This window comes from Solibacillus sp. FSL K6-1781, assembly GCF_038630735.1.
Taxonomy (GTDB): domain Bacteria; phylum Bacillota; class Bacilli; order Bacillales_A; family Planococcaceae; genus Solibacillus; species Solibacillus silvestris.
The window spans coordinates 3,258,858-3,279,226 of sequence record NZ_CP152038.1 but is presented as its reverse complement, the minus strand read 5'-3'; the positions used below and the strand labels follow the sequence as shown (position 1 = coordinate 3,279,226).

Here is a 20,369-nt window from a genome sequence, read left to right as displayed (position 1 = left end):
CATCCTTTATACATTTACTTCTCTTTTATTCTATTGTAAAATTAGACTGCAGTCTAGTTAATAAGATGAGGGGGGTTAAAATTGAAAAACAAAGTCATCCAAAATCTTTCAGAACTAAGTGGGTTATTCAAGGACAATCAGGTTATTTTAGCAGGGGGATTCGGATTGTCAGGCGCACCATTAACAATTATTGATCAAATGGCTGAAACCGATGTGAAGGGATTGCATGTAGTTAGCAATAATTTAGGGGATCATGGGATCGGTTTACACAAACTGTTTTTACAAGGGAAGATTGAAAAGGCAATTGGTTCATTTTTTACAATGAACAGAGAGGCAGTTATTGCTTGGTCGGAAGGTAAGCTAGATATTGAACTTTTACCACAGGGTACATTAGCGGAGGCCATTCGTTGTGGAGGCGCGGGAATTGGTGGCTTCTATACGAAAACGGCTGTAGGCACCGAGTTGGCAATCAATAAAGAAGAGCGAGTTATAGATGGAGAAACGTATATTTTTGAAAAAGCAATCAAGGGCGATGTGGCAATAATTCGTGCAAAAGCAGCCGATCGATTAGGAAATCTAATTTATCATACAACTGCCAGAAACTTTAATCCTATGATGGCAACTGCTGCTGAAACGGTCATCGTGGAGGTTGATGAAATTTTAGAGGTAGGCAAATTAGATCCTGAAGCAATTGTTACACCACATGTTTATGTAGATTATATTGTGCAGTCTAACTATGTGAAAGAGGGGGATCGCTATGTCAGCGTTTGATCCACGTACAGTTATCGCTAAACGTATTGCGCAGGAGTTGCAAGATGGTCAAATCGTGAATTTGGGCATCGGAATTCCTACGTTAGTGACTTCTTACATTGAAGGAAAAGATGTCTATCTACAATCAGAGAATGGTTTATTAGGAATGGGACCACCACCATCAGAAAATCAGATTGATGCAGATTTAATATCTGCAGGAAAAGAACCTGTTACGATTACAAAAGATGCATCGTTTTTCAGTAGTGCCGATTCTTTTGCGATGATCCGAGGGGGCCATATCGATGTAGCTGTATTAGGAATTTTACAGGTGAATCGTTTTGGTGAAATTGCCAATTGGTCTGTACCGGGGCAACCGATTTTAGGTGTAGGTGGAGCAATGGATTTAGTAGTAGGGGCCAAAAAGGTAATTGCAGCCGCAACTTTGTTTACAAAAGATGGCGATCCAAAAATTGTAGAAAGCTTAACTTATCCGAGAAGCGGTATACGCAGGATAGAGATGCTTGTAACTGAATACGCGGTATTTGAATTTGAGGACGAAAAAGTAATTGTAAAGGAATTGTTAGGTGACCTTACGATTGAACAATTGCAAGACCGGTTAAAAATTCAATTAGATATGGGGGTAAAGCTATGAATGAAAGCGCTTTAGCGAAACAGACGACGAAAAAAACGATGACTCGTATTTTACCGTTTATTTTAATCCTGTATATCATTGCCTACTTAGATCGTGTAAATTTAGGGTTTGCTGCGTTAGAAATGAACGCTGATTTAGCATTAACTGCTGAAGTCTTTGGGTTATTATCGGGTATCTTCTTTATCGGTTACTTCTTCTTTGAAGTTCCTAGTAATATGATTATGCATAAAGTAGGGGCAAGAATTTGGATTGCGCGTATAATGCTTTCTTGGGGAATCATTGTTATTCTGACTGGATTTGCGCAATCAGCTACACATCTTTACATTTTACGCTTTTTACTAGGTGTTGCGGAAGCCGGATTCTTTCCTGGTATTATTTTATATTTAACCTATTGGTTCCGCGAACGCGAGCGTGGTAAAGCAACAGCAGTTTTATTATTAGCCTTGCCGATTGGAGGATTAATCGGTGCTCCATTATCAGCCTGGATTATTGATAACGTTGCTTGGGCAAGTTTAGAAGGCTGGCGCTGGATGTTTATTTTGGAAGGGATTCCAGCATTAGTTTTAGGTGTGATTACATTAGTTTATTTAACAGATCGTCCAAGTAAAGCGAAATGGCTGACACAGGAAGAAATAAATTGGTTGGAAGGCGAATTAAATGTAGAGCGACAAAAGGCATTAAGGCTCAATAAGCCGTCTAAACTAGCAATGTTAAAGGATGCAACGGTTTGGAAATTAGCACTTTTCTATTTTGCCGGCTATACAGGTGTATATGGTCTATCGTTCTGGGTACCAACAATCATTAAATCACTCTCTGCAGTCACTACAACGAATATGGAAATTGGTTGGATGGCTATGTTACCATCGTTAGTCGGTATTCCTGCCATTATCTTTACCGGGCTTAACGCTGACCGGACAGGAAAGCATAAACAGCATCTAGTAGTATGTTTGCTTATTGCTACAGTTGGTTTCGTAGGTTGTGCACTCGCTACGACTCTATGGCCAATGGTTGCCATGTTGTCACTAGCTTCAGCAGGACTATACGGCTTCACGGGCAGTTTCTTTGCTTATTTAACATTCTTCTTCACCGAGTCAACAGCACCAGTAGGAATTGCACTTGTTAACTCATTTGCAGCACTTGGTGGATTCGTAGGTCCAACAATTTTAGGTATGTTTGTTTTAGAAACAGGTATGTTTGCATTAGCAATTATTTTAGTTGTCGGTATCCTGATTTTATTAACAATGCCGAAAGCGAATATCGAAATTGAAGCAGAAGGTAATAAAGAAGTACGTGTAACAACATCGGGGAAACGATTAACTTAGTATAATTTCTAAAGACTGATTATTCTGTCTTCTAAGCGCGAAATGCTGCTCAGTAAATTATTTCTGGGCAGCATTACTTTTTGTTTGGCTGTTTTCGTAAAGATTGTTGCTCTTCAATTGTTAATATGTTTTATTTTCTAACGTTACATTTCCTCAAAATAATCCAAATCAATTCGTTTAATAGTAAAAGTTTGTTCGTTAGATACACCAACGTTAAATTCAAATAATAAATCTGTTAATCGCTGGCCATCAATTAAGATTAGCGATTTGTCGATACCTTCTGCGTAATCAAAGGCTTCTTTTGTAAAGCGAGAAGTTGTAATGAAGATTCCTTTATTCGCTTTAAACCCAACAAGGCTGCCAACAAATGCTTGGATGTCAGGGCGTGATACCGGGTTGCTCCAGCGTTTGCCTTGTAAATAAATTTTGTCCAAACCGAGAATGTCTTCTTTAATAACCCCATCAATTCCGCCATCACCGGATTTTCCTACTGCTTTACCTGCATCTGCAACGGAACCGCCATAACCCATTGCGACAACTAAATCGACAATTAACTGCTCGAAGAATTGGGGAGAGTTGTTCATAATTTTTTCGAGTATCTCCTCTTGGACGGCCTGTTTAATGAGGGAGTAATTTTCAGTTAGAAGTTCTAGAGGTGTTTTTGATGTATCAGTATTTGCTGCTTCAATTTGATTATCAGCACTTGAAGAAGACCCTTTTTTGAAAGCTAGATATTCAGGAAACTGTTTTAATACTGAATCATTAATATATGTAATGGTATGATCGTTAATAATAGATAAGCCTCTATCCGTTATTCTAAACACTGTTCTTCGTGGACTTTCTATTAGTCCGGCATTCTTCAAGTAAGTTCTAGCCCATCCAAAACGGTTGCCAAATAAACTTTTCTTACCACTAGGAATCATTTCTTCCAAATCTTCTTTTGTTAAATTGAAATGTTGAATAAGTGATTCATTTAGTTCACTTAATGTATGTTCTTGCCTGTCTTTTAAACAGCCAAGAAGAGGATACATAAATTTTTCATATGTAGGGATGGCCATTGTTACACTCCTTAATATTAGTTGATAAGATTTTTGACTTTCATGAGCTAATGATTCACCGCTCGTTGTTCCGAACATAGCTTCCTGTTCTTCTGATTCGCTCCATTTCTTACTCAAAGGAACAGTCTAATTTGCATGCTTATAGGCAGCCCTATAAGTTCGTAGTGTTTCTTTATTCAAGGGAATGGTTGAATTGGATTGGAATAGTTTTATAAATTCATCAAGGTTAGATGTAATGAGTCTTAAATTACTCATCCTCAACCTCTATCAAATAAATCCCTTGCTCAAATCCACCATGCTTTTCTTTCTTTGCAACCCGAATTTTTTCAAGATCTTCAAAAGTCGCTTCATGAATAGGGAGGGCAGCATGGATTAGTTCCAAAATGTCAGCTAGTTCCTCTAAGGCTTCTTGATTATTAGTAGTCTCTTGATATTCATGCACCTCCTCTTCAAGTTTCTTCTTAATTTCTATCAAATGTTCAGAAGAGTGTAGGATACGTGTAGTGAATTTACTACCAGACTTTTCAATGATTTGTGGTATTAAGTCGCGTACTAGTTTGTTGTAAACAGGCATTGGAGATCCCCCTTTTTACTTTTGGCATTGTCATAGCCATTCTATTTATTATAATGTCCCTTTAAAAAATCCAAAAATAATTTAACATGTCTTAATTTCTCCACATACGGGTTATAAAATAAACTCGTCTCTCTATAATAAATATCTTCTCCAAAATCGTTCAATGAAATTTTAAAGAATTCTTCTCCTTCTATACTGATTTCGGGCAATACGGCAATTCCGAGATTATATTTCACCATCTCTTTACATGTCGCAGCCTGGTCGGTTTCAATACTGGGACGGATAGGTTGCTGAAAATAAGTACGCCACCATTTATCAATCATAAGACTTAACGAAATATCCGTTTTATAAGTGATAAACGGTAAGTTTGGAATATCCTCTTTTATAAATGGTGTTTTCGATACGACAAATAATTCTTCTGTAAAAAGTGTATGCTTTTTGGCATTCAATGCATAATCACCGCGAATAATTGCTAAATGTATCTCCTCCGCATTCAGTGACTCTTTGATTTCACTGCTCCATCCGGTTTTTAGTTGAATATAGATATTCGGATAAAGTTGTTTAAATTCATCCAATATTTTGGGGAGGTGATATAAAGAGAATAAACCGGAAGCACCAATAGAAATGGTACCCCTTGTATCTACAGTTAGGTTGGCTAACTGATCTACTAATAATCTTTCATTATGTATGACTTGTTTCGCATAATCATATAAAATTTGACCTTCTTCTGTAAAATCGATTCCTTTTGAGCCACGTACAATTAGCTCTATTTTATATTTCTTCTCCAGTTGTTTAATCCGGTAAGTTAGTGCGGGCTGAGATGTATAAAGATTGCTAGCGGTATGTGTAATGTTTTTTGTTTTGTATAAATCTATTAATAATTGGGCGTCATTTATATTCACAGGCAACTCCTCCTTCTTCGATGAAATAAAAAAATTTTATCGGTATCGCTTAAAACTATCTATTTTATTTATTTGAATATATCATATATTCTGAAAATGGGGATAGTAAAACGCTTTCAAACTAATAAGAACGGGGGAGGTATATGATAGCTAGCTTAGGCTTTATAATGATAATCCTATTTACGTATCTCATTATGAGCAATCGTTTATCACCAATCGTAGCATTAATAACAGTTCCGATTCTATTTGCCATATTTGCGGGATTTGCTTCAACTCTTGGCGACATGATGCTTGATGGGATGAAACAAGTATCGTCAACGGCTGCGTTATTATTATTCGCTATTTTGTATTTTGGGGTAATGATTGATGCTGGATTATTTGATCCTTTTATTCATCGTCTTTTAACGGTTGTCAAAGGGGATCCGGTAAAAATTGCAATGGGAACGGCTGTATTGGCACTGGCTGTTGCATTGGATGGAGATGGTACTACAACGTACATGATTACCGTTTCAGCATTACTGTCTCTCTACTTAAAGATAGGAATGAATCCTTTAATTTTGGCAACTATCGCAATGCTTTCTTTAAGTGTGATGAGTGGGATGACGCCTTGGGGAGGACCGGCAACGAGAGCAATTGTTGCAACTGGTGTAGATCCGTCTGAATTTTTTGTGCCTCTCATTCCTTTAATGGTAATAGGGGCGATATGGGTACTGCTCGTAGCTTATTTGTTAGGGAAAAAGGAACGCAAACGTGTGGGAGTTCATGAGCTTTCAATCGACCATGTTATGCAAACAGGTGTAGAAAGTGCAGGCAAGCCTTCACCGATTCGCTGGTGGACAAACCTGTTGTTAACGGTTGCTGTGATGGTCATCCTCGTAAAAGGGATTTGGCCGCCATCTGCTATTTTTATCCTTGGCTTTGCCCTTGCATTGATGATTAACTTCCCTAAAAATACGGTACAAAAAGAGATTATTATGAAGCATGCAGGAAATGCATTAATCGTAACAGCACTTGTATTTGCGGCAGGAATTTTTACGGGTATCTTATCAGGAACAGGAATGGTAACAGCCATGTCCAATGCACTAATCTCCTTGATTCCGGATTCCTTAGGCTCACAATTACCATTGATTGTCGGGATTACGAGCATGGCCTTCACATTTGTCATGTCAAATGATGCTTATTATTTTGGTGTTCTACCGGTCTTGGCAGAAACAGCTACATCATTTGGGGTTGACCCAATTGAAATAGCACGTGCCTCTGTACTTGGTCAACCAGTGCATCTATTAAGTCCATTAGTGGCTTCAACCTTTTTGTTAGTTGGGATGATCTCAAAAGAGTTAGGGGAATATCAAAAATATGCGTTTCTATGGTGCTTTTTAACATCGATTGTCCTTATTATTGCTGCGGTCATTACAGGAGCAATTAGTGTTTAATCTGAAAAAGAAGAATTTAATACACACAATTTCCCCTATTGTAACAGTGATAATGGTCGCAATTGTTGGTGTCACCATTTTTCAATTAATCAACTTCCCGATGCCTTGGATGTTAGGCTCTTTATTTGGTGTATTGTTCACACAACTGCTTTGGAAACTTCCGATGAAGTGGCCGGTTGTCATGCGAAATATCGGATTACTTATAGTAGGAACTGCGATTGGCCAACTTTTCACTTTTGATATTTTAGTAGCCATGCAAGATACACTGCTTTTTATGTTGCTCCTTAACATCGTGTTAAGTGCATGTTGCCTTGCATTAGCATATGCATTGCAAAAGTGGGCGCATATACCACTTGCAACAGCTTTAACAGCAAGTATCCCAGGTGGTTTGTCTCAATTAGTTGTATTTGCAGAAGAGCAGGAAGATATTGACGTAGCAGTTGTAACGTTCTTTCATGTCATTCGGGTACTTTTCGTAGTCGGGTTAATACCGATTATAGTTTCCTTAACAGGGAAAGTTCCGGAGACAATCGAAACAGGCTCAACTAATTTATTGCATAACGGCCTCTTAATTTTACTTGGCTTTATATTGTTACCGGTTGGGAAGAAATTAAAATTGCCCGTACCGCATTTTTTAACACCTGTCATTATTGGGTTACTATTAAGTCTATTGAAGGTAGAAATAGCGCTGATAGACAGTAATTTATTGCATATCGCACAGCTATGTATCGGTGCGTATATCGGGTTACTATTACATCCCAAATCTTTACGTTTACCAAAACGAGTATTAATCGGTGGAATCAGCAGTGCAGTATTACTATTAATCATTACTTTTTTTATTGCGGAAGGAATGGTGCTGCTTTTTGAAATGGATTTTGCGACAAGCTACTTAAGTACTGCTCCGGGCGGTATGGATCAAATGGGACTAATCGCAACTGCTTTACAGGCCGATGCAACCCAGGTGACCCTATTTCAGTTATTTCGAATGTTGTTTATTTATATAATCATTTTACCGCTATTAAAATGGAGATTACTAAAGAGATAAAAAAATTTTATGGTTATTTCTAAAAAATGAATATTTCATTTATTTCAATATATTTTTTATAGTAAAGCTAACAAATAGAAAAGGGGATATGTCAGATGTCACAATATGATGTAGTAATTGTAGGTGCAGGGAATGCAGCGTTATGTGCAGCGATTTCTGCAAAAGAACAAGGAAGTTCAGTACTTGTACTGGAAAAAGGACCGTTCGAGAAACGCGGAGGGAATTCATTCTTTACAGACGGTGCCATTCGTGTAGCCTATCAAAATTTAGAAGCTGTTACAAAAGTAGTTGATTTAGATCAGGAAACGATTAATAAAATCGATATGCCCGTTTATTCGGCGCAAGACTTTTATGATGACATTATGCGTGTTTCAAAAAATCAAAGTAAACCGGAACTGATTCGTCAGCTAGTGGATCAGTCATTACCAACGATTGAATGGATGAAAAAACAAGGCGTAGAATTTGAATTGAACTATGCGAATCAGTCTTTTGAAAAAGAAGGGAAGATACAATTCTGGGGCGGTCTGCCAGTTAAAACGGTGGAAAAAGGGATCGGCTTAATGCGAAGCTTATTCAATCGCTGTGAAGAATTAGGGATTGATGTATGGTATGAAAGTGCAGCGACGAAGATTGTAACGGAGAACAGTACAGTTGCGGGAATCGAAGTTCAAACAAAAGATGGACTTAAAACGGTTAAATGTGAAAGCGTTGTGCTGGCATGTGGCAGTATTGAAGCGAACAAGAAGAAACGTGCGGAAGCGTTAGGGGAAGAGTGGAACGAGGCGTTAGTTCGAGGTACTGAATTTAACACTGGCGATGGAATCGATATGGCGGTATCAATCGGTGCGCAAACATTCGGTCAAGTAAATGGCTGTCATGCGATTGGGACAGATGCCAATGCACCACGAGTTGGAGATTTCCAAAAACCAGGTGATATTTTCAAGAAACACTCGTATCCGTATAGTGTGATGGTGAACGTGGAAGGGAACCGTTTTGTAGATGAAGGGGCGGATTTCCGTAACTACACATATGCAAAATACGGTAAAGAAATATTGAAGCAACCAAATAATATTGCTTATCAAATTTATGATGCAAAGGTTCGTCCAATATTACGCGCGGAGTATAATTTAGAAGAGGCGACAGTCGTTGAAGCATCTTCACTAGAAGCGCTTGCAGACCAGCTGGATATTAATAAGGAGCAATTCTTACAAACAATTAATGAGTTTAATGCAGCTGTTCCAGAAGGGGAATTTAATCCTTCTGACAAAGACGGAAAATGTACAAAAGGGATTACGCCTCCGAAGTCTAACTGGGCACAAACAATAAGTGAAGGGCCTTTCTATGCTTATCCGGTTACTTGTGGTATTACATTCTCATTCTGGGGATTAGCGACAACTGCAGAAGGTGAAGTATTAAATACGAAAAATGAACCAATTGAAGGCTTATATGCTGCCGGTGAAATGATTGGTGGGATTTTCTATGAAAATTACCCAGGTGGATCAGGGTTAATGTCTGGTTCAGTATTTGGTAAACTGGCTGGTGCAGCAGCTTCACACCATGCCCAAAAAGTTAAATAAAATAAAAACGTATTTTTAGAACAGGATGTTGGTCACAAAAGCGTTGCCATAGGACGTGGCGTTCTTAGCTTTTGTTCCTAGTCTCAGGCGTCACGCTATTCCCGCAGGAGTCGCCCTACATTCCAATCAATTTTATAAAATATCCGTTTCTTAATAAGGTTTTTCTCCTAAGTTTATGAAATTTCTACTTCTGTCCCAGCCGACCTCACCCACGCGGAAAGCGTCCCGGAATGGAAATCAATTTTTACGCTCAGCAAAAAAATGCCATTTTTCTCTAAGAGAAAAATGGCATTTTTGGGTTATGTCCCACCCTCTTTTTTTCAAAAGAACTCCCACCTCTAAGAGTGGGAGCATGACAGACGCTTCGTTAGAAAAATTTTATTTATGGGTAGAGCAAAATTTTTACAGCAGAGTTAGCAACGTTATTGTGAGAAGACTGTTCTAATTTTTCCAATACATAAAATGTAGAAGGCATGTACTGTTCGGCTTGTTGTTTTAGTAAGATTGATTTCATGGATAAAATAAAACTGATTTTTTCTTGTTCAGTAAGTTGATTCCATAGCTCTGTATTCATCTGTTGATGGTCATTATAGGGCATTGAATACAGATTCCAATCACTATATTGGCTTTGCGCATTTTCGGTTTCATATAGTGTCGATAAATAAGCATCTACGTAAAAATCGGCGTTTTCTGGTTCGTTTTTATAAATTGCGCTACTTAATTGTCCAAGCATGGTTTGAGCTTGTTGATGCAGTTTGTTATCCAAATCCGCATGTGCTAAATCACGTTGTAACTGTTGAACCTTTAACAATTCATTTTCAAGATTATATTCACTGTCATTGTCATACATGGATACATAATTAGTTTGTAAGTATTGATTTATGGACTGAATGACATCATTGTCTTCCATTTCATAACTTGCTTGTGGCGTAGTTATAAAACCGAATAAAATTATTGCTAATCCAAAGAAACTGAAGAGACTATACTTTGAAATTTGAGCAATCTTCACCACTTTCAACTCCTTGTTTTATTGTAGGGCAATCTAAACGTCCTTTAAAATACTTGTTGGTATTATTTTATTCTTTTAGGTGGGTAAATACAAATTTTATTAGTTCCTTTACTTATTATAAACAAGTTAATTATTTGGATAATCTAAAAGTTCTCTCACGTTTATTATTATACTGTTTGCAAATGCATACTTTTACATAAATTATTCCATGGACTCATACCATTTAATGTTGAGGAGGGATATTAAAATGGATGAGCATAATGACCGAAAGAATAGTAAAGACGAACAATTAGACATATTTCGAACAGATGATAAAGGAAAAGAACTTACAACGAATCAAGGGTTAAAAGTGTCAGAGGATGAATTCTCATTAAAAGCGGGCGTGAGGGGGCCAACTTTACTCGAGGATTTTCATTTTCGTGAAAAACTAACCCATTTTGACCATGAGCGAATCCCAGAACGTGTTGTCCATGCACGCGGTTTCGGTGTTCACGGTGAATTTCAGTTATACAAAAACATGGAAAAGTATACGCGGGCAAAATTCCTTCAGGATACTTCCAGAAAGACGCCTGTATTTGTTCGATTTTCTACTGTCAATGGTTCCCGTGGTTCTGCCGATACCGTTCGCGATGCGAGAGGATTTGCAACCAAATTCTATACCGAGGAAGGGAATTATGATTTAGTTGGCAACAATATTCCGGTATTTTTCATTCAAGATGCCATCAAATTCCCGGATCTTGTACATGCATTTAAGCCGGAGCCAGATAATGACATACCACAAGCTTCTACTGCACATGATACGTTTTGGGATTTTGTCGCGAATAACCAGGAATCTGCCCATATGATCATGTGGATCATGTCAGACCGCGCTATCCCACGCAGTTTCCGCATGATGGAAGGATTTGGTGTGCATACATTTCGTCTCGTCAATGAGGAAGGAAAAGCACATTTCGTAAAATTCCATTGGAAGCCTTTATTGGGAACACATTCTTTAGTATGGGATGAAGCCCGTAAACTCGCGGGCATCGATCCGGATTTTCACCGCAATGACTTATGGGGTGCGATTGAAAACGGTTTTTTCCCTGAATTCGAACTAGGTGTTCAGATTCTTGCTGAAGAGGACGAATTCAGCCTCGGGTTCGATATCCTGGACGCGACAAAGATTTGGCCAGAAGAAGACATTCCTGTAAATATTATTGGAAAGATGACGTTAAATCGGAATGTAGATAATTTCTTTGCAGAAACAGAACAGGTTGCTTTCCATTTAGGGAATGTCGTACCGGGAATCGATTTTACAAATGATCCATTATTACAAGGACGGCTATTTTCATATTTAGATACACAATTACTCCGTCTGGGCGGACCTAACTTCCATGAGATCCCGATTAATAGACCGGTTGTCCCCTTCCATAATAATCAGCGGGAAGGCTTCCACCGCCAGACGATTAATTTAGGGAAAGTGAGTTATCACCGAAACTCATTAGCCGGGAACACTCCGTCACCTGTAAGTCCGGACAAAGGCGGATATGCCACTTATCAGGAAAGAGTGGACGGTGTGAAAATCCGAGCTCGAAGCGAAAGTTTTGCCGATCACTTTTCACAAGCGACACTTTTCTGGAACAGTATGAGCCCACCTGAAAAAATGCATATCACTGAAGCGTTCAGTTTTGAACTAAGTAAAGTGAAAAGTGAGTCAGTGAAACAGCAGGTAGTGGATATGTTCGCCAATGTAGATATGGAACTGGCAACCGCCTTTGCAATAAATATCGGAGCACATCCTCCTGCACGGGGCGGTTCGGTTGTAACAAAGTCCTCCCCGGCACTCAGCCAGGAAAATACCGTGAAATCAGTACAAACAAGAAAAGTCGCAATCATTTTGACAGAGGGATTCAATGGTCCGGAAGTTAATTACGTGCTCTACCGATTGATTAACGTAGGCATTATTCCGGAAATTATTAGCGAGCATATTGGGATGGTACACGGAACAGAAGGAGTGGTCGTAAAAGCTGAACACACCTTCCTAACTGCAAAATCCGTGCTGTTTGATGCTGTTTATATGGTTAGAGGAAGTAACACAAACGTCATGTTTAACAAGGATGCAGCCTACTTCATAGATGAAGCCTATTCACATTACAAGCCAATTGGTGCGACGGGCGCGGGAATTGAATGGCTGCGCGTCAATCAGATTTTAGGGCAGCCGGGTGTAATAACAGGAACAGATATGCAAGATTTCGTAACTCAATTCATTGAAGCGGTAGCAGCCCAACGGTTCTGGTATCGGGAATTAGCATAAGTATTAAATGCACGTAAAACCTTACTCACAAAAGGTTTTACGTGTTTTTTTGAGGTAATCTCATCCTGATAATTGTTAAACGAAATCATTCTACATGGTAAACTAGTAAAAATGATGACCTGAAAGGGGGGACTTTCATGATCAATCGCTTAAAACAATCACTAACAGCCCATCTTATCATGACAATCAGCGGAATCATTTTTACGATTTGTGTGCTGTTTTTACTGCTGATCAATCATTACTTGGATGAATCGATACTGGATGAGATGGGGGAAAAGGCGTTGACGAGTGCGTACTTGATTGCTGATCGGCCGGATATCGTCGCCGCATTTTCTACGGAAAATCCGTCTTCCATTCTTCAGCCGATTGCAGAGGATATACGAAAGCAGACCGGAGCGAATTTCGTCGTGATAGGGAATAAGCAGGGCATTCGCTATACGCATCCTAACACCGGAAAGATTGGGAAGTCGATGGTCGGCGGGGATAATGATTCAGCGCTGATTAACAAAGAGTCCGTTGTTTCCGTAACGACGGGTTCAATGGGGGAATCGGTTCGCGGGAAAGTACCGGTTCTGGTTGACGGCAATGTTGTCGGGGTTGTTTCAGTTGGATTTTTGACAAAAGATCTTCAGGGAACAATCGATACTGCCTTTTTCGGATGGCTTCAGATCACGTTCCTTCTGGCGGTTTTCGGGATTGTCTGTGCGGTGCTGATCTCGCTTTATGTAAAGGAACAGCTGCTCGGTATGCAGCCGGCGCAAATTGCGAAGCTTTATTCGGCCTATCATACAATACTAGAGGAAACAACGGATGGCGTGATCTTAACGACACTGAATAATGAAGTGGTGATTGCCAATTCACGGGCGAAGGAACTCATCTCATCCCTGACAGAAGGGATATCATTACATACGCTGCTTCCGGAACGGCTATTTAAAGAAGAAGTCATCCAGGCGCTGGAAATTCCGTTGCAGCAGCAGGAAATGATTTTTTCGAAAACGCCATTGAAACATGAAAAGCAGCTCGGCTATTTATATATTTTGCGTGCCAAGCTTGAGTATGAAACAGTGTTTAATGAGCTGACATTGGTGAAGCAGCAGGCGCGTATGCAGCGCGCGAAAACGCATGAATTTGCGAATAAGCTGCACGTTATCCTTGGCTTGTTGAAGCAATCCCATATTGAAGAAGCGATTGCATTTATCAGGCAGGAACAGCTGGATACAACGAAACAGCAACAGGCACTTGCAACACAGCCTTCAATATTGCTGCAGGCATTACTTGAAGGGAAAATATCAGAAGCGAAAGAGCGCGGTATTACCATTTCTATTGAAACCGAGGATGTATTAATCGATTATAATGATGAAGAAGTGGACGCATTATTAACATCGCTAGGGAATGTCCTTCAAAATGCGATGGATGAATTGGATCAAACAACTATACCGGATAAGCAAATTAAGCTGTTTATACAGCAGTATCGTCATGAGCTCATAATAGAGGTGCATGATAATGGCCCGGGCATCGATGCAGAAACGGCAAATAAAATTTTCACTCTCGGATTTACGACAAAGGATGGCTATGACCGCGGTTATGGACTGGCAATCAGTGAACAGGCACTTGAAAAAGTCGGCGGCTCACTGCTGATCGAAGAAAGTGACTTAGGCGGGGCCTGCTTTTTAATCATTTTACAAAGGAAGTGATTCAATGGATATTTGGCTACTGGAAGACGATTTTCGGATTGCGGCGATTCATGCCGATTATATAAAAACTATTCAGCGGGATGCACAAGTACAGAAATTTTTAACGGGGGCCTCATTAAAAGAAGCACTCTTACATAAAACACCGCCAGCTGTTCTGTTGATGGATTTATATATTCCGGATGTTACAGGCTATGAACTTGTTGCGTATGTACGCATGCATTTTCCGGAAATCCGCATCATCATGGTAACGGCTGCAGCCGAGCGTGCGCATGTGGAAGCATTATATGCATACGGAGTATTCGATTATATTGTGAAGCCGTTTGATGAAGAGCGATTGCAAAAAGCATTTCAGCAGCTTCATCTGACACAGTCGGCATTACAAAAGAAAACACATTTTACACAGCAAGACCTGGATATGCTGTTTTACCGGAAGAATCATTCGACGACGACTGAAAAGGTACTGCCGAAAGGAATTGATACCTTTACACTCGAACAGGTCATTCACTTATTTAAGGAGCAAAAGTACACAACATTAACGGCGACACAGTTAAGTGAAGTGATCGGCACGAGCCGCTCCACAGCACGCCGCTATTTGGAATATTTAGTGGAAATGAACATTCTCGAGACGAAGCTGCTTTACGGAACAGTCGGGCGTCCGGAACGTAATTATGTCCTCCGTGAAACTTATGAACAAAATTAGCTTTATTGTATTTATTAAATAAATGAGCACATTCTTCCTCCTAACATAGAATTGTCATAAAATTATAAGAATTCTAAGCAATGGGGGTTGTTGAATGTTAAGTATCATTGGTATTATTACAATTTTAGTTATCGTCGCGCTGTTAATTAGCGGACGTGTATCACCAATTGTCGCGATGGTTATTCCGCCTATAGTGGCGATGTTTGTTGCGGGCTATTCGTTTGATGATTTAGGGGTATTTTTCGATGAAGGAATTAGTTCTGTAATCAGTGTTGCCATCATGTTTATTTTCGCGATTATTTTCTTCGGGATTATGCAGGATGTCGGGTTATTCGAACCCATTATCAATAAAATGGTAGCGCTGTCAAAAGGGAATGTCGTGCTTGTTGCGATCGTAACGGTAGTTATTGCAGTTATCGCGCAGCTGGACGGTTCCGGTGCTTCCACGTTCTTAATTTCAATCACGGCATTGTTGCCGCTTTATGTTCGACTTGGCATGAACCCGTACTTACTTTTACTATTAGTCGGCGGTTCTGCGGCGATTATCAATATGATTCCATGGGGTGGTCCATTAGGGCGTGTTGCTTCCGTTCTTGAAACAGATGTAACAGAGCTATGGCATCCGTTAATTAAAATTCAGGTGATCGGCGTTGTGCTCATGCTGCTACTAGCTGTCTTTATGGGCTTCCGTGAAAAACGTCTGATTGCGAAACGAGCGCAAACAGGACAAACATTAAAGTTTGATTTGAGCAACAGTATTTTAAATGCTGAAACGGATGAAACCTTGAAACGTCCAAAGCTCATTTGGGCAAACGCAATTTTAGCAATTGTTGTTCTTGCTGTGTTAATGTCAGGCCTTTTACCAGCGGGCTTAGCGTTCCTGATCGGTGTCGCAATCGCTTTACCATTAAACTACCGTACACCGAAAGAACAGATGGGACGCATTCAGGCACATGCATCAAACGCGTTGACGATGGCTTCGATTATTATTGCAGCCGGCCTGTTTTTAGGAATTTTAAACGGGACAGGCATGTTGACGGCTATTGCAAACAATGCCGTAAATATTTTACCAAGCTTCTTAGCACAGTACTTACATATTATTATCGGGGTACTTGGTGTACCGTTTGACTTGCTGTTAAGTACGGATGCGTATTACTTCGCGTTGTTCCCGGTTGTTGACCAGATCGGTTTAACGTACGGCATCGATTCATTATCGACAGCGTATGCGATGATCATCGGTAACATCGTAGGCACATTCGTATCACCACTTGCACCAGCAGTATGGTTGGCACTAGGTCTATCAGGTCTGGAAATGGGCAAACACTTAAAGTTTTCATTCTTCTGGATGTGGGGACTGAGTATTACCCTACTCATCATTGCGGTTTTAATTGGTGTGGTACAAGTATAGATTGATAGATTTAATGAAGCTTCTTTTATTAGGAGCTTCATTTTTTTAATGGTTATGAAAAAAAGGAGAGAACAGCATATTTGTCTAATTACCTAAAATAGGACTTTTTAAGGAGGAAGAGTATGTTAGTTCTCGGTTTGTTGTCATACATAATGATTTTGGTAATTTTAGTAAATGTAAACTTGTACGTAGCACTCGGCTTTATCTTTGTAACATCAGTTGTTGCTAAAGCCTATTTACCACAGCTGAAAGGATATGTAGGTGAGCAGCGTATCCGTAAATTACTGGAAAGTCTAGGGGAGGAAGTGAAGATTTACAATGATTTGTATGTCCCGAAAAAGAATGGGGAAATGACGCAAGTCGATCATGTTTTACTTTCGCCGAAAGGCATTTTTGTAATCGAAACGAAAAATTATACGGGCTGGATTTTTGGAAGTGAAAGTCAAAAAAATTGGACGCAAACAATTTATAAGAAAAAATCGCGTTTCTATAATCCAATCATGCAAAATAACACACATGTTAAAGCATTGCAGCACTATTTAAATATGGACGTTCCGTTGTATTCAATTATCGTTTTTTTGAACGCGGTCACATTTAAATTTAAAGAACCTTTTCAACAAGCGCATGTTATTCAAACAAAACATTTAAAAAGAACAATTAACCAATTTACCTCGCAGGAAATCTCAAGCGAACAACTTAGCAGAATTTCGCAGATGCTGCATGCACTTATTCCTAAAACTAAACAGCAAAAGAAGGAGGTTAAAAAGCAGCATCTGGAACATGTGAAAGAGATGGCCAAACCAGCAAAGAAAATAGTAAGTAAAGTGAAAGTCGAGCCCGTTACTGCAGGGACGGTTATTGTTGAGCCTATTAGTATTGCTTCAGATCATACTTGCCCGAAATGCGGCAGTAACTTGGTAATGCGTAATGGTAAACGCGGAGCATTTTATGGCTGTCAGGGCTTTCCGAAGTGTCGATTTACGAGGGATTTATAAATACGCAATGTATTAAAACAGGTAGAGTCATCTTAATATATTTAAATATTAAATAATTTACACCACGAAAACACATTCGTGATTTTAGATCGAAAAGAACCAAGGTAAAGAGATGCAAGATACACAATTTAGTGTGTACCCGGCATTTAATTTCTATAGTTGTTGCGGTTTAATCATAAATAACATTTTTCCCTTCATCGCTTAACTTCTTTAAAGATGCCAGCATATGATTGATGACTTCATCGGAATGGCGCTCCCAACAACCTAATTCGGCGACTATTTTCAAAGGAGATTTCGAACGATATGAGCGTGTTGGGTTTCCGGGGAACCTTTTGTCCGTAACGTTCGGGTCATTTTCGAATTCACCTAATGGTTCAACAATATAAATTCGCTCTTTTGCTGTTGATCTTGCTAATTCAGCACCCCATTTTGCAGCTTCCAATGTTGCGGTAAAGTAAATATAGTTCGATTTCTTATCCTGATAATTGGATAAGTGAAGAGGCTCCAATAAATCCCCCATATTTAGTTTAGCTTTCGTACCATGAAAAAAAGGACCCCGATCGAGGACATCTGTTTGATCTTTCATAGGACACACCCCTTTCGTTTTGTATTATCAGTATAGTACGGAAATTTTAAAAGAGTAGTCTAAAAATAAATAGCCTGAAATGGTATACTAATAGTAGAGAGAATGAAAGATCGACATACATAGCACAAAGGACTAGTTTACATAGAGGAGTGACCGAGATGGAAACTGTATATTTTGCAGGCGGGTGTTTATGGGGGGTACAGGCATTTATGAAAACATTGCCTGGTGTAACATTTACTGAAGCAGGAAGAGCAAACGGAACGACAACCACTCTGGACGGCGATTATGATGGGTATTCCGAGTGTGTCAAAACCGAGTTTGATCCGAATGTTGTATCGATGCGCGAATTAATGGGGTACTTTTTTGAAATCATCGATCCGTACAGTGTGAACAAACAAGGCGAGGATGTAGGCGAGAAATACCGAACGGGTGTCTATAGCGAAAACGAAGCACACTTGATTGAGGCAAAAGCATATATTACAGCGAGACCCGATGCTGACCGGATTGTTGTGGAAGTGCTGCCGCTCACTAACTATGTGAGAAGTGCGGAAGAGCATCAGGACCGGTTATCGAGATGTCCGGATGATTACTGCCATATTCCTGAAGCGTTATTAACGAAATATAAATGAAAAAGTGAACCTTCCAGTCAAGTTTGAGATGGAAGGTTCACTTTTATTATTCGCATCAACATTTTAGCGATTGATTCTTTTTTTCTCATTTAATCGTAAAGGTATTAACTAAAGGAGGTATTTTGAATGACACAGCTCTTTATTAAACAAAAGGTTTTCAGTCTTAGCGGCAAATTTACGGTAAAGGATCAGCACGAAAATGATGTATATTTTGTGGAAGGAAGTTTTATGCAAATACCGAAAACGTACTCGATTATGGATACAGCAAGAAATGAAGTCGCGCTAATTACGAAAAAGGTGCTCAGTTTGCTGCCAAAATTTTATGTGGAAGTCGAAGGACAAGAGGTATTGACAATCCAGAAGGAGCTCGCGCTTTTCAAGGCACGCTATTCGGTGAATGCAGTTGGGGTGGAAATTGAGGGGAACTGGTGGGATATGCAATTTGCAGTAAAACAGCATGGGGAAGTCATCGGGCAAGTAAGCAAGGAATGGTTTACATGGGGGGATAGCTACAAGGTAGAAGTACTTAAGGATGACATGGAAAAAATCATCATTGCTATTGTTATTGCAATCGATTGTGTGAAAGCTGATCAGGATGCAGCGGCGTCTGTTTAAAGCAAGAAAAAGAGAGACAAAATCCGAGTGATCTAAGATTTTGTCTCTCTATTTAATCTATCAGCTACATGAAAATTAGTATGCAGTCCAACCAGCATCAGCAGCAATGACTTGTCCGTTGATGAAGCTTGAATCATCAGAACCTAGGAATAATGCTAGCTTAGCGATTTCCTCCGGTTGACCAGCGCGCGGCATTGTGCCAAGACCTGTTTGCTGACGAGCAGCACCAAACTCGGAAATGCCTGTCATCGAAGCTTGAATATTTGTCATTACGCCACCTGGTGCAATTCCGTTGCAACGGATACCAGAATTAGCGTACATATAACCTGTGTTTTTCGTTAAACCAGCTACTGCATGCTTAGAAGCAGTATAAGCTGCACCAGCGCGAGCACCGCGTAGGCCGCCAGCTGAAATGTTGTTCACGATAACACCATGACCTTGTTCAAGGAAGATATTTGTTGCGATACGCATTGCACGCATCACACCCATAGTATTGACTGAGAAAAGACGATCCCACTTCTCATCTGAAATTTCACCGACAGGCTCCATGCCGTCCATGATTCCAGCGTTGTTTACTAAAATATCTAATTGACCGTATGCTGCTTTTGTTTCTTCAAACATACGCTCGATATCAGTTAATTCTGCTACGTTAGCCTGGTTAGCGATTGCTTGTCCGCCAGCTGCCACGATTGCGTCCGCTACCGTTTTCGCACCTTCACCGTTATAATCTGAAACGACAACTTTTGCACCTTCTTTTGCATAAAGTTCAGCAATTGCTTTACCCATACCAGAAGCTGCACCAGTTACGATTGCTACTTTGCCTTGTAATTTCATTTGAATTCATCCTCCTGAAATATCATATTGCACATTTGTACAATAAAAGTATATTACACAAAATAAAGCGTTTTCAATCAGCAAAATTCCTTCATGTTGTACGATATCCAACATATTTGATAAAATTGTACAGTAAAGGAGGTCATCATGAATAAAAACGATCTTCGTGTTATCAAAACGAAAAAAACAATACATAAAGCATTACTGTTATTATTGAAGAAAAAGTCATTGCCTCAAATTAAAATTACCGAGCTTTGTAAAGAAGCAACGATTAAGGTAGTGACCCCTTAAAG

20 protein-coding genes are annotated in these 20,369 nt (G+C 39.6%); 14 read left to right on the top strand and 6 right to left on the bottom strand.

Going from position 1 to position 20,369, the window contains the following annotated elements:
- The first annotated feature begins 96 nt into the window (after positions 1-96).
- From MHH37_RS16605 to MHH37_RS16595, 3 genes are read left to right on the top strand one after another with little or no spacing between them, the layout of a single operon-like run.
- Positions 97-771 carry a CoA transferase subunit A gene (locus MHH37_RS16605; RefSeq protein ID WP_342576282.1) on the top strand — a complete coding sequence of 225 codons (675 nt, stop codon included), beginning with the start codon at positions 97-99 and terminating at the stop codon, positions 769-771.
- Positions 758-1,402: a 3-oxoacid CoA-transferase subunit B gene (locus MHH37_RS16600; RefSeq protein WP_342573854.1), complete on the top strand. Its 645-nt coding sequence runs from the start codon at positions 758-760 to the stop codon at positions 1,400-1,402. Before MHH37_RS16605 ends, MHH37_RS16600 begins: the two co-directional genes overlap by 14 nt.
- Positions 1,399-2,724, top strand: a complete 1,326-nt coding sequence (locus tag MHH37_RS16595) for an MFS transporter (RefSeq protein ID WP_008405295.1) — start codon at positions 1,399-1,401, stop codon at positions 2,722-2,724. Before MHH37_RS16600 ends, MHH37_RS16595 begins: the two co-directional genes overlap by 4 nt.
- A gap of 143 nt (positions 2,725-2,867) precedes the next feature.
- Here the strand turns inward: MHH37_RS16595 and MHH37_RS16590 are convergent, their stop codons facing one another.
- The 3 genes from MHH37_RS16590 to MHH37_RS16580 all read right to left on the bottom strand — a co-directional run bounded on the left by MHH37_RS16590 (position 2,868) and on the right by MHH37_RS16580 (position 5,258).
- Positions 2,868-3,899, bottom strand: a complete 1,032-nt coding sequence (locus tag MHH37_RS16590) for a restriction endonuclease (RefSeq protein WP_342573850.1) — start codon at positions 3,897-3,899, stop codon at positions 2,868-2,870.
- 130 nt (positions 3,900-4,029) lie between these two features.
- Positions 4,030-4,356 (bottom strand): nucleoside triphosphate pyrophosphohydrolase, encoded by a 327-nt coding sequence (locus tag MHH37_RS16585; protein ID WP_342573849.1) that lies wholly within the window; start codon positions 4,354-4,356, stop codon positions 4,030-4,032.
- Between the two features lie 41 nt (positions 4,357-4,397).
- Complete coding sequence (locus MHH37_RS16580; protein WP_340735578.1) at positions 4,398-5,258, bottom strand: LysR family transcriptional regulator; 861 nt, start codon at positions 5,256-5,258, stop codon at positions 4,398-4,400.
- A gap of 143 nt (positions 5,259-5,401) precedes the next feature.
- Between MHH37_RS16580 and MHH37_RS16575 the strand changes: the two genes are divergently transcribed.
- The 3 genes from MHH37_RS16575 to tcuA all read left to right on the top strand — a co-directional run bounded on the left by MHH37_RS16575 (position 5,402) and on the right by tcuA (position 9,313).
- Positions 5,402-6,691 carry a citrate:proton symporter gene (locus MHH37_RS16575; protein WP_342573848.1) on the top strand — a complete coding sequence of 430 codons (1,290 nt, stop codon included), beginning with the start codon at positions 5,402-5,404 and terminating at the stop codon, positions 6,689-6,691.
- Positions 6,684-7,736 (top strand): AbrB family transcriptional regulator, encoded by a 1,053-nt coding sequence (locus MHH37_RS16570; protein ID WP_342573847.1) that lies wholly within the window; start codon positions 6,684-6,686, stop codon positions 7,734-7,736. The genes MHH37_RS16575 and MHH37_RS16570 overlap by 8 nt, the downstream gene beginning before the upstream one ends.
- Before the next feature lie 95 nt (positions 7,737-7,831).
- Entirely contained in the window at positions 7,832-9,313 is a 1,482-nt protein-coding gene (gene tcuA, locus MHH37_RS16565) for an FAD-dependent tricarballylate dehydrogenase TcuA (RefSeq protein WP_342573846.1), read from the top strand.
- 382 nt (positions 9,314-9,695) lie between these two features.
- On the opposite strand, the gene MHH37_RS16560 is transcribed toward tcuA, so the two are convergent.
- Positions 9,696-10,322: a D-alanine--D-alanine ligase gene (locus MHH37_RS16560; RefSeq protein ID WP_342573845.1), complete on the bottom strand. Its 627-nt coding sequence runs from the start codon at positions 10,320-10,322 to the stop codon at positions 9,696-9,698.
- 247 nt (positions 10,323-10,569) lie between these two features.
- Here MHH37_RS16560 and MHH37_RS16555 point away from each other — a divergent pair, with 247 nt between their 5' ends.
- From MHH37_RS16555 to MHH37_RS16535, 5 genes are all read left to right on the top strand, one after another.
- Positions 10,570-12,615 carry a catalase gene (locus MHH37_RS16555; RefSeq protein ID WP_342573844.1) on the top strand — a complete coding sequence of 682 codons (2,046 nt, stop codon included), beginning with the start codon at positions 10,570-10,572 and terminating at the stop codon, positions 12,613-12,615.
- Positions 12,616-12,752: 137 nt separating this feature from the next.
- Positions 12,753-14,309, top strand: coding sequence for an ATP-binding protein (locus MHH37_RS16550; RefSeq protein WP_342573843.1), 1,557 nt, complete (start codon positions 12,753-12,755; stop codon positions 14,307-14,309).
- Positions 14,310-14,313: 4 nt separating this feature from the next.
- Positions 14,314-15,009, top strand: a complete 696-nt coding sequence (locus MHH37_RS16545; protein WP_342573842.1) for a response regulator — start codon at positions 14,314-14,316, stop codon at positions 15,007-15,009.
- Positions 15,010-15,103: 94 nt separating this feature from the next.
- Positions 15,104-16,417 carry a citrate:proton symporter gene (locus MHH37_RS16540; RefSeq protein ID WP_087617705.1) on the top strand — a complete coding sequence of 438 codons (1,314 nt, stop codon included), beginning with the start codon at positions 15,104-15,106 and terminating at the stop codon, positions 16,415-16,417.
- A 122-nt stretch (positions 16,418-16,539) separates the two neighbouring features.
- Complete coding sequence (locus MHH37_RS16535; RefSeq protein ID WP_342573840.1) at positions 16,540-17,412, top strand: NERD domain-containing protein; 873 nt, start codon at positions 16,540-16,542, stop codon at positions 17,410-17,412.
- A gap of 169 nt (positions 17,413-17,581) precedes the next feature.
- Here the strand turns inward: MHH37_RS16535 and arr are convergent, their stop codons facing one another.
- Positions 17,582-17,998: an NAD(+)--rifampin ADP-ribosyltransferase gene (gene arr, locus MHH37_RS16530; protein ID WP_342573839.1), complete on the bottom strand. Its 417-nt coding sequence runs from the start codon at positions 17,996-17,998 to the stop codon at positions 17,582-17,584.
- Positions 17,999-18,156: 158 nt separating this feature from the next.
- On the opposite strand from arr, the gene MHH37_RS16525 reads away from it, so the two are divergent.
- Positions 18,157-18,627 (top strand): peptide-methionine (S)-S-oxide reductase, encoded by a 471-nt coding sequence (locus MHH37_RS16525; RefSeq protein WP_342573838.1) that lies wholly within the window; start codon positions 18,157-18,159, stop codon positions 18,625-18,627.
- Positions 18,628-18,753: 126 nt separating this feature from the next.
- Positions 18,754-19,242, top strand: coding sequence for an LURP-one-related family protein (locus tag MHH37_RS16520; RefSeq protein ID WP_342573837.1), 489 nt, complete (start codon positions 18,754-18,756; stop codon positions 19,240-19,242).
- Positions 19,243-19,317: 75 nt separating this feature from the next.
- On the opposite strand, the gene MHH37_RS16515 is transcribed toward MHH37_RS16520, so the two are convergent.
- Complete coding sequence (locus MHH37_RS16515) at positions 19,318-20,076, bottom strand: SDR family oxidoreductase (protein WP_008405276.1); 759 nt, start codon at positions 20,074-20,076, stop codon at positions 19,318-19,320.
- Positions 20,077-20,223: 147 nt separating this feature from the next.
- On the opposite strand from MHH37_RS16515, the gene MHH37_RS16510 reads away from it, so the two are divergent.
- The gene (locus MHH37_RS16510) at positions 20,224-20,367 is read left to right on the top strand and encodes a hypothetical protein (protein ID WP_342573836.1); all 144 of its coding nucleotides are present in this window, start codon (positions 20,224-20,226) and stop codon (positions 20,365-20,367) included.
- The last annotated feature ends 2 nt before the right edge of the window (positions 20,368-20,369 follow it).

What these genes read in the sequence shown, in the direction of transcription:
- MHH37_RS16510 (WP_342573836.1), top strand. Translation starts at nt 20,224, where the DNA reads ATGAATAAAAACGATCTTCGTGTTATCAAAACGAAAAAAACAATACAT.
- MHH37_RS16595 (WP_008405295.1), top strand. Translation starts at nt 1,399, where the DNA reads ATGAATGAAAGCGCTTTAGCGAAACAGACGACGAAAAAAACGATGACT.
- MHH37_RS16525 (WP_342573838.1), top strand. Translation starts at nt 18,157, where the DNA reads ATGGAAACTGTATATTTTGCAGGCGGGTGTTTATGGGGGGTACAGGCA.
- MHH37_RS16555 (WP_342573844.1), top strand. Translation starts at nt 10,570, where the DNA reads ATGGATGAGCATAATGACCGAAAGAATAGTAAAGACGAACAATTAGAC.
- MHH37_RS16515 (WP_008405276.1), bottom strand. Translation starts at nt 20,076, where the DNA reads ATGAAATTACAAGGCAAAGTAGCAATCGTAACTGGTGCAGCTTCTGGT.
- MHH37_RS16520 (WP_342573837.1), top strand. Translation starts at nt 18,754, where the DNA reads ATGACACAGCTCTTTATTAAACAAAAGGTTTTCAGTCTTAGCGGCAAA.
- tcuA (WP_342573846.1), top strand. Translation starts at nt 7,832, where the DNA reads ATGTCACAATATGATGTAGTAATTGTAGGTGCAGGGAATGCAGCGTTA.
- arr (WP_342573839.1), bottom strand. Translation starts at nt 17,998, where the DNA reads ATGAAAGATCAAACAGATGTCCTCGATCGGGGTCCTTTTTTTCATGGT.
- MHH37_RS16535 (WP_342573840.1), top strand. Translation starts at nt 16,540, where the DNA reads ATGTTAGTTCTCGGTTTGTTGTCATACATAATGATTTTGGTAATTTTA.
- MHH37_RS16545 (WP_342573842.1), top strand. Translation starts at nt 14,314, where the DNA reads ATGGATATTTGGCTACTGGAAGACGATTTTCGGATTGCGGCGATTCAT.
- MHH37_RS16585 (WP_342573849.1), bottom strand. Translation starts at nt 4,356, where the DNA reads ATGCCTGTTTACAACAAACTAGTACGCGACTTAATACCACAAATCATT.
- MHH37_RS16575 (WP_342573848.1), top strand. Translation starts at nt 5,402, where the DNA reads ATGATAGCTAGCTTAGGCTTTATAATGATAATCCTATTTACGTATCTC.
- MHH37_RS16550 (WP_342573843.1), top strand. Translation starts at nt 12,753, where the DNA reads ATGATCAATCGCTTAAAACAATCACTAACAGCCCATCTTATCATGACA.
- MHH37_RS16600 (WP_342573854.1), top strand. Translation starts at nt 758, where the DNA reads ATGTCAGCGTTTGATCCACGTACAGTTATCGCTAAACGTATTGCGCAG.
- MHH37_RS16540 (WP_087617705.1), top strand. Translation starts at nt 15,104, where the DNA reads ATGTTAAGTATCATTGGTATTATTACAATTTTAGTTATCGTCGCGCTG.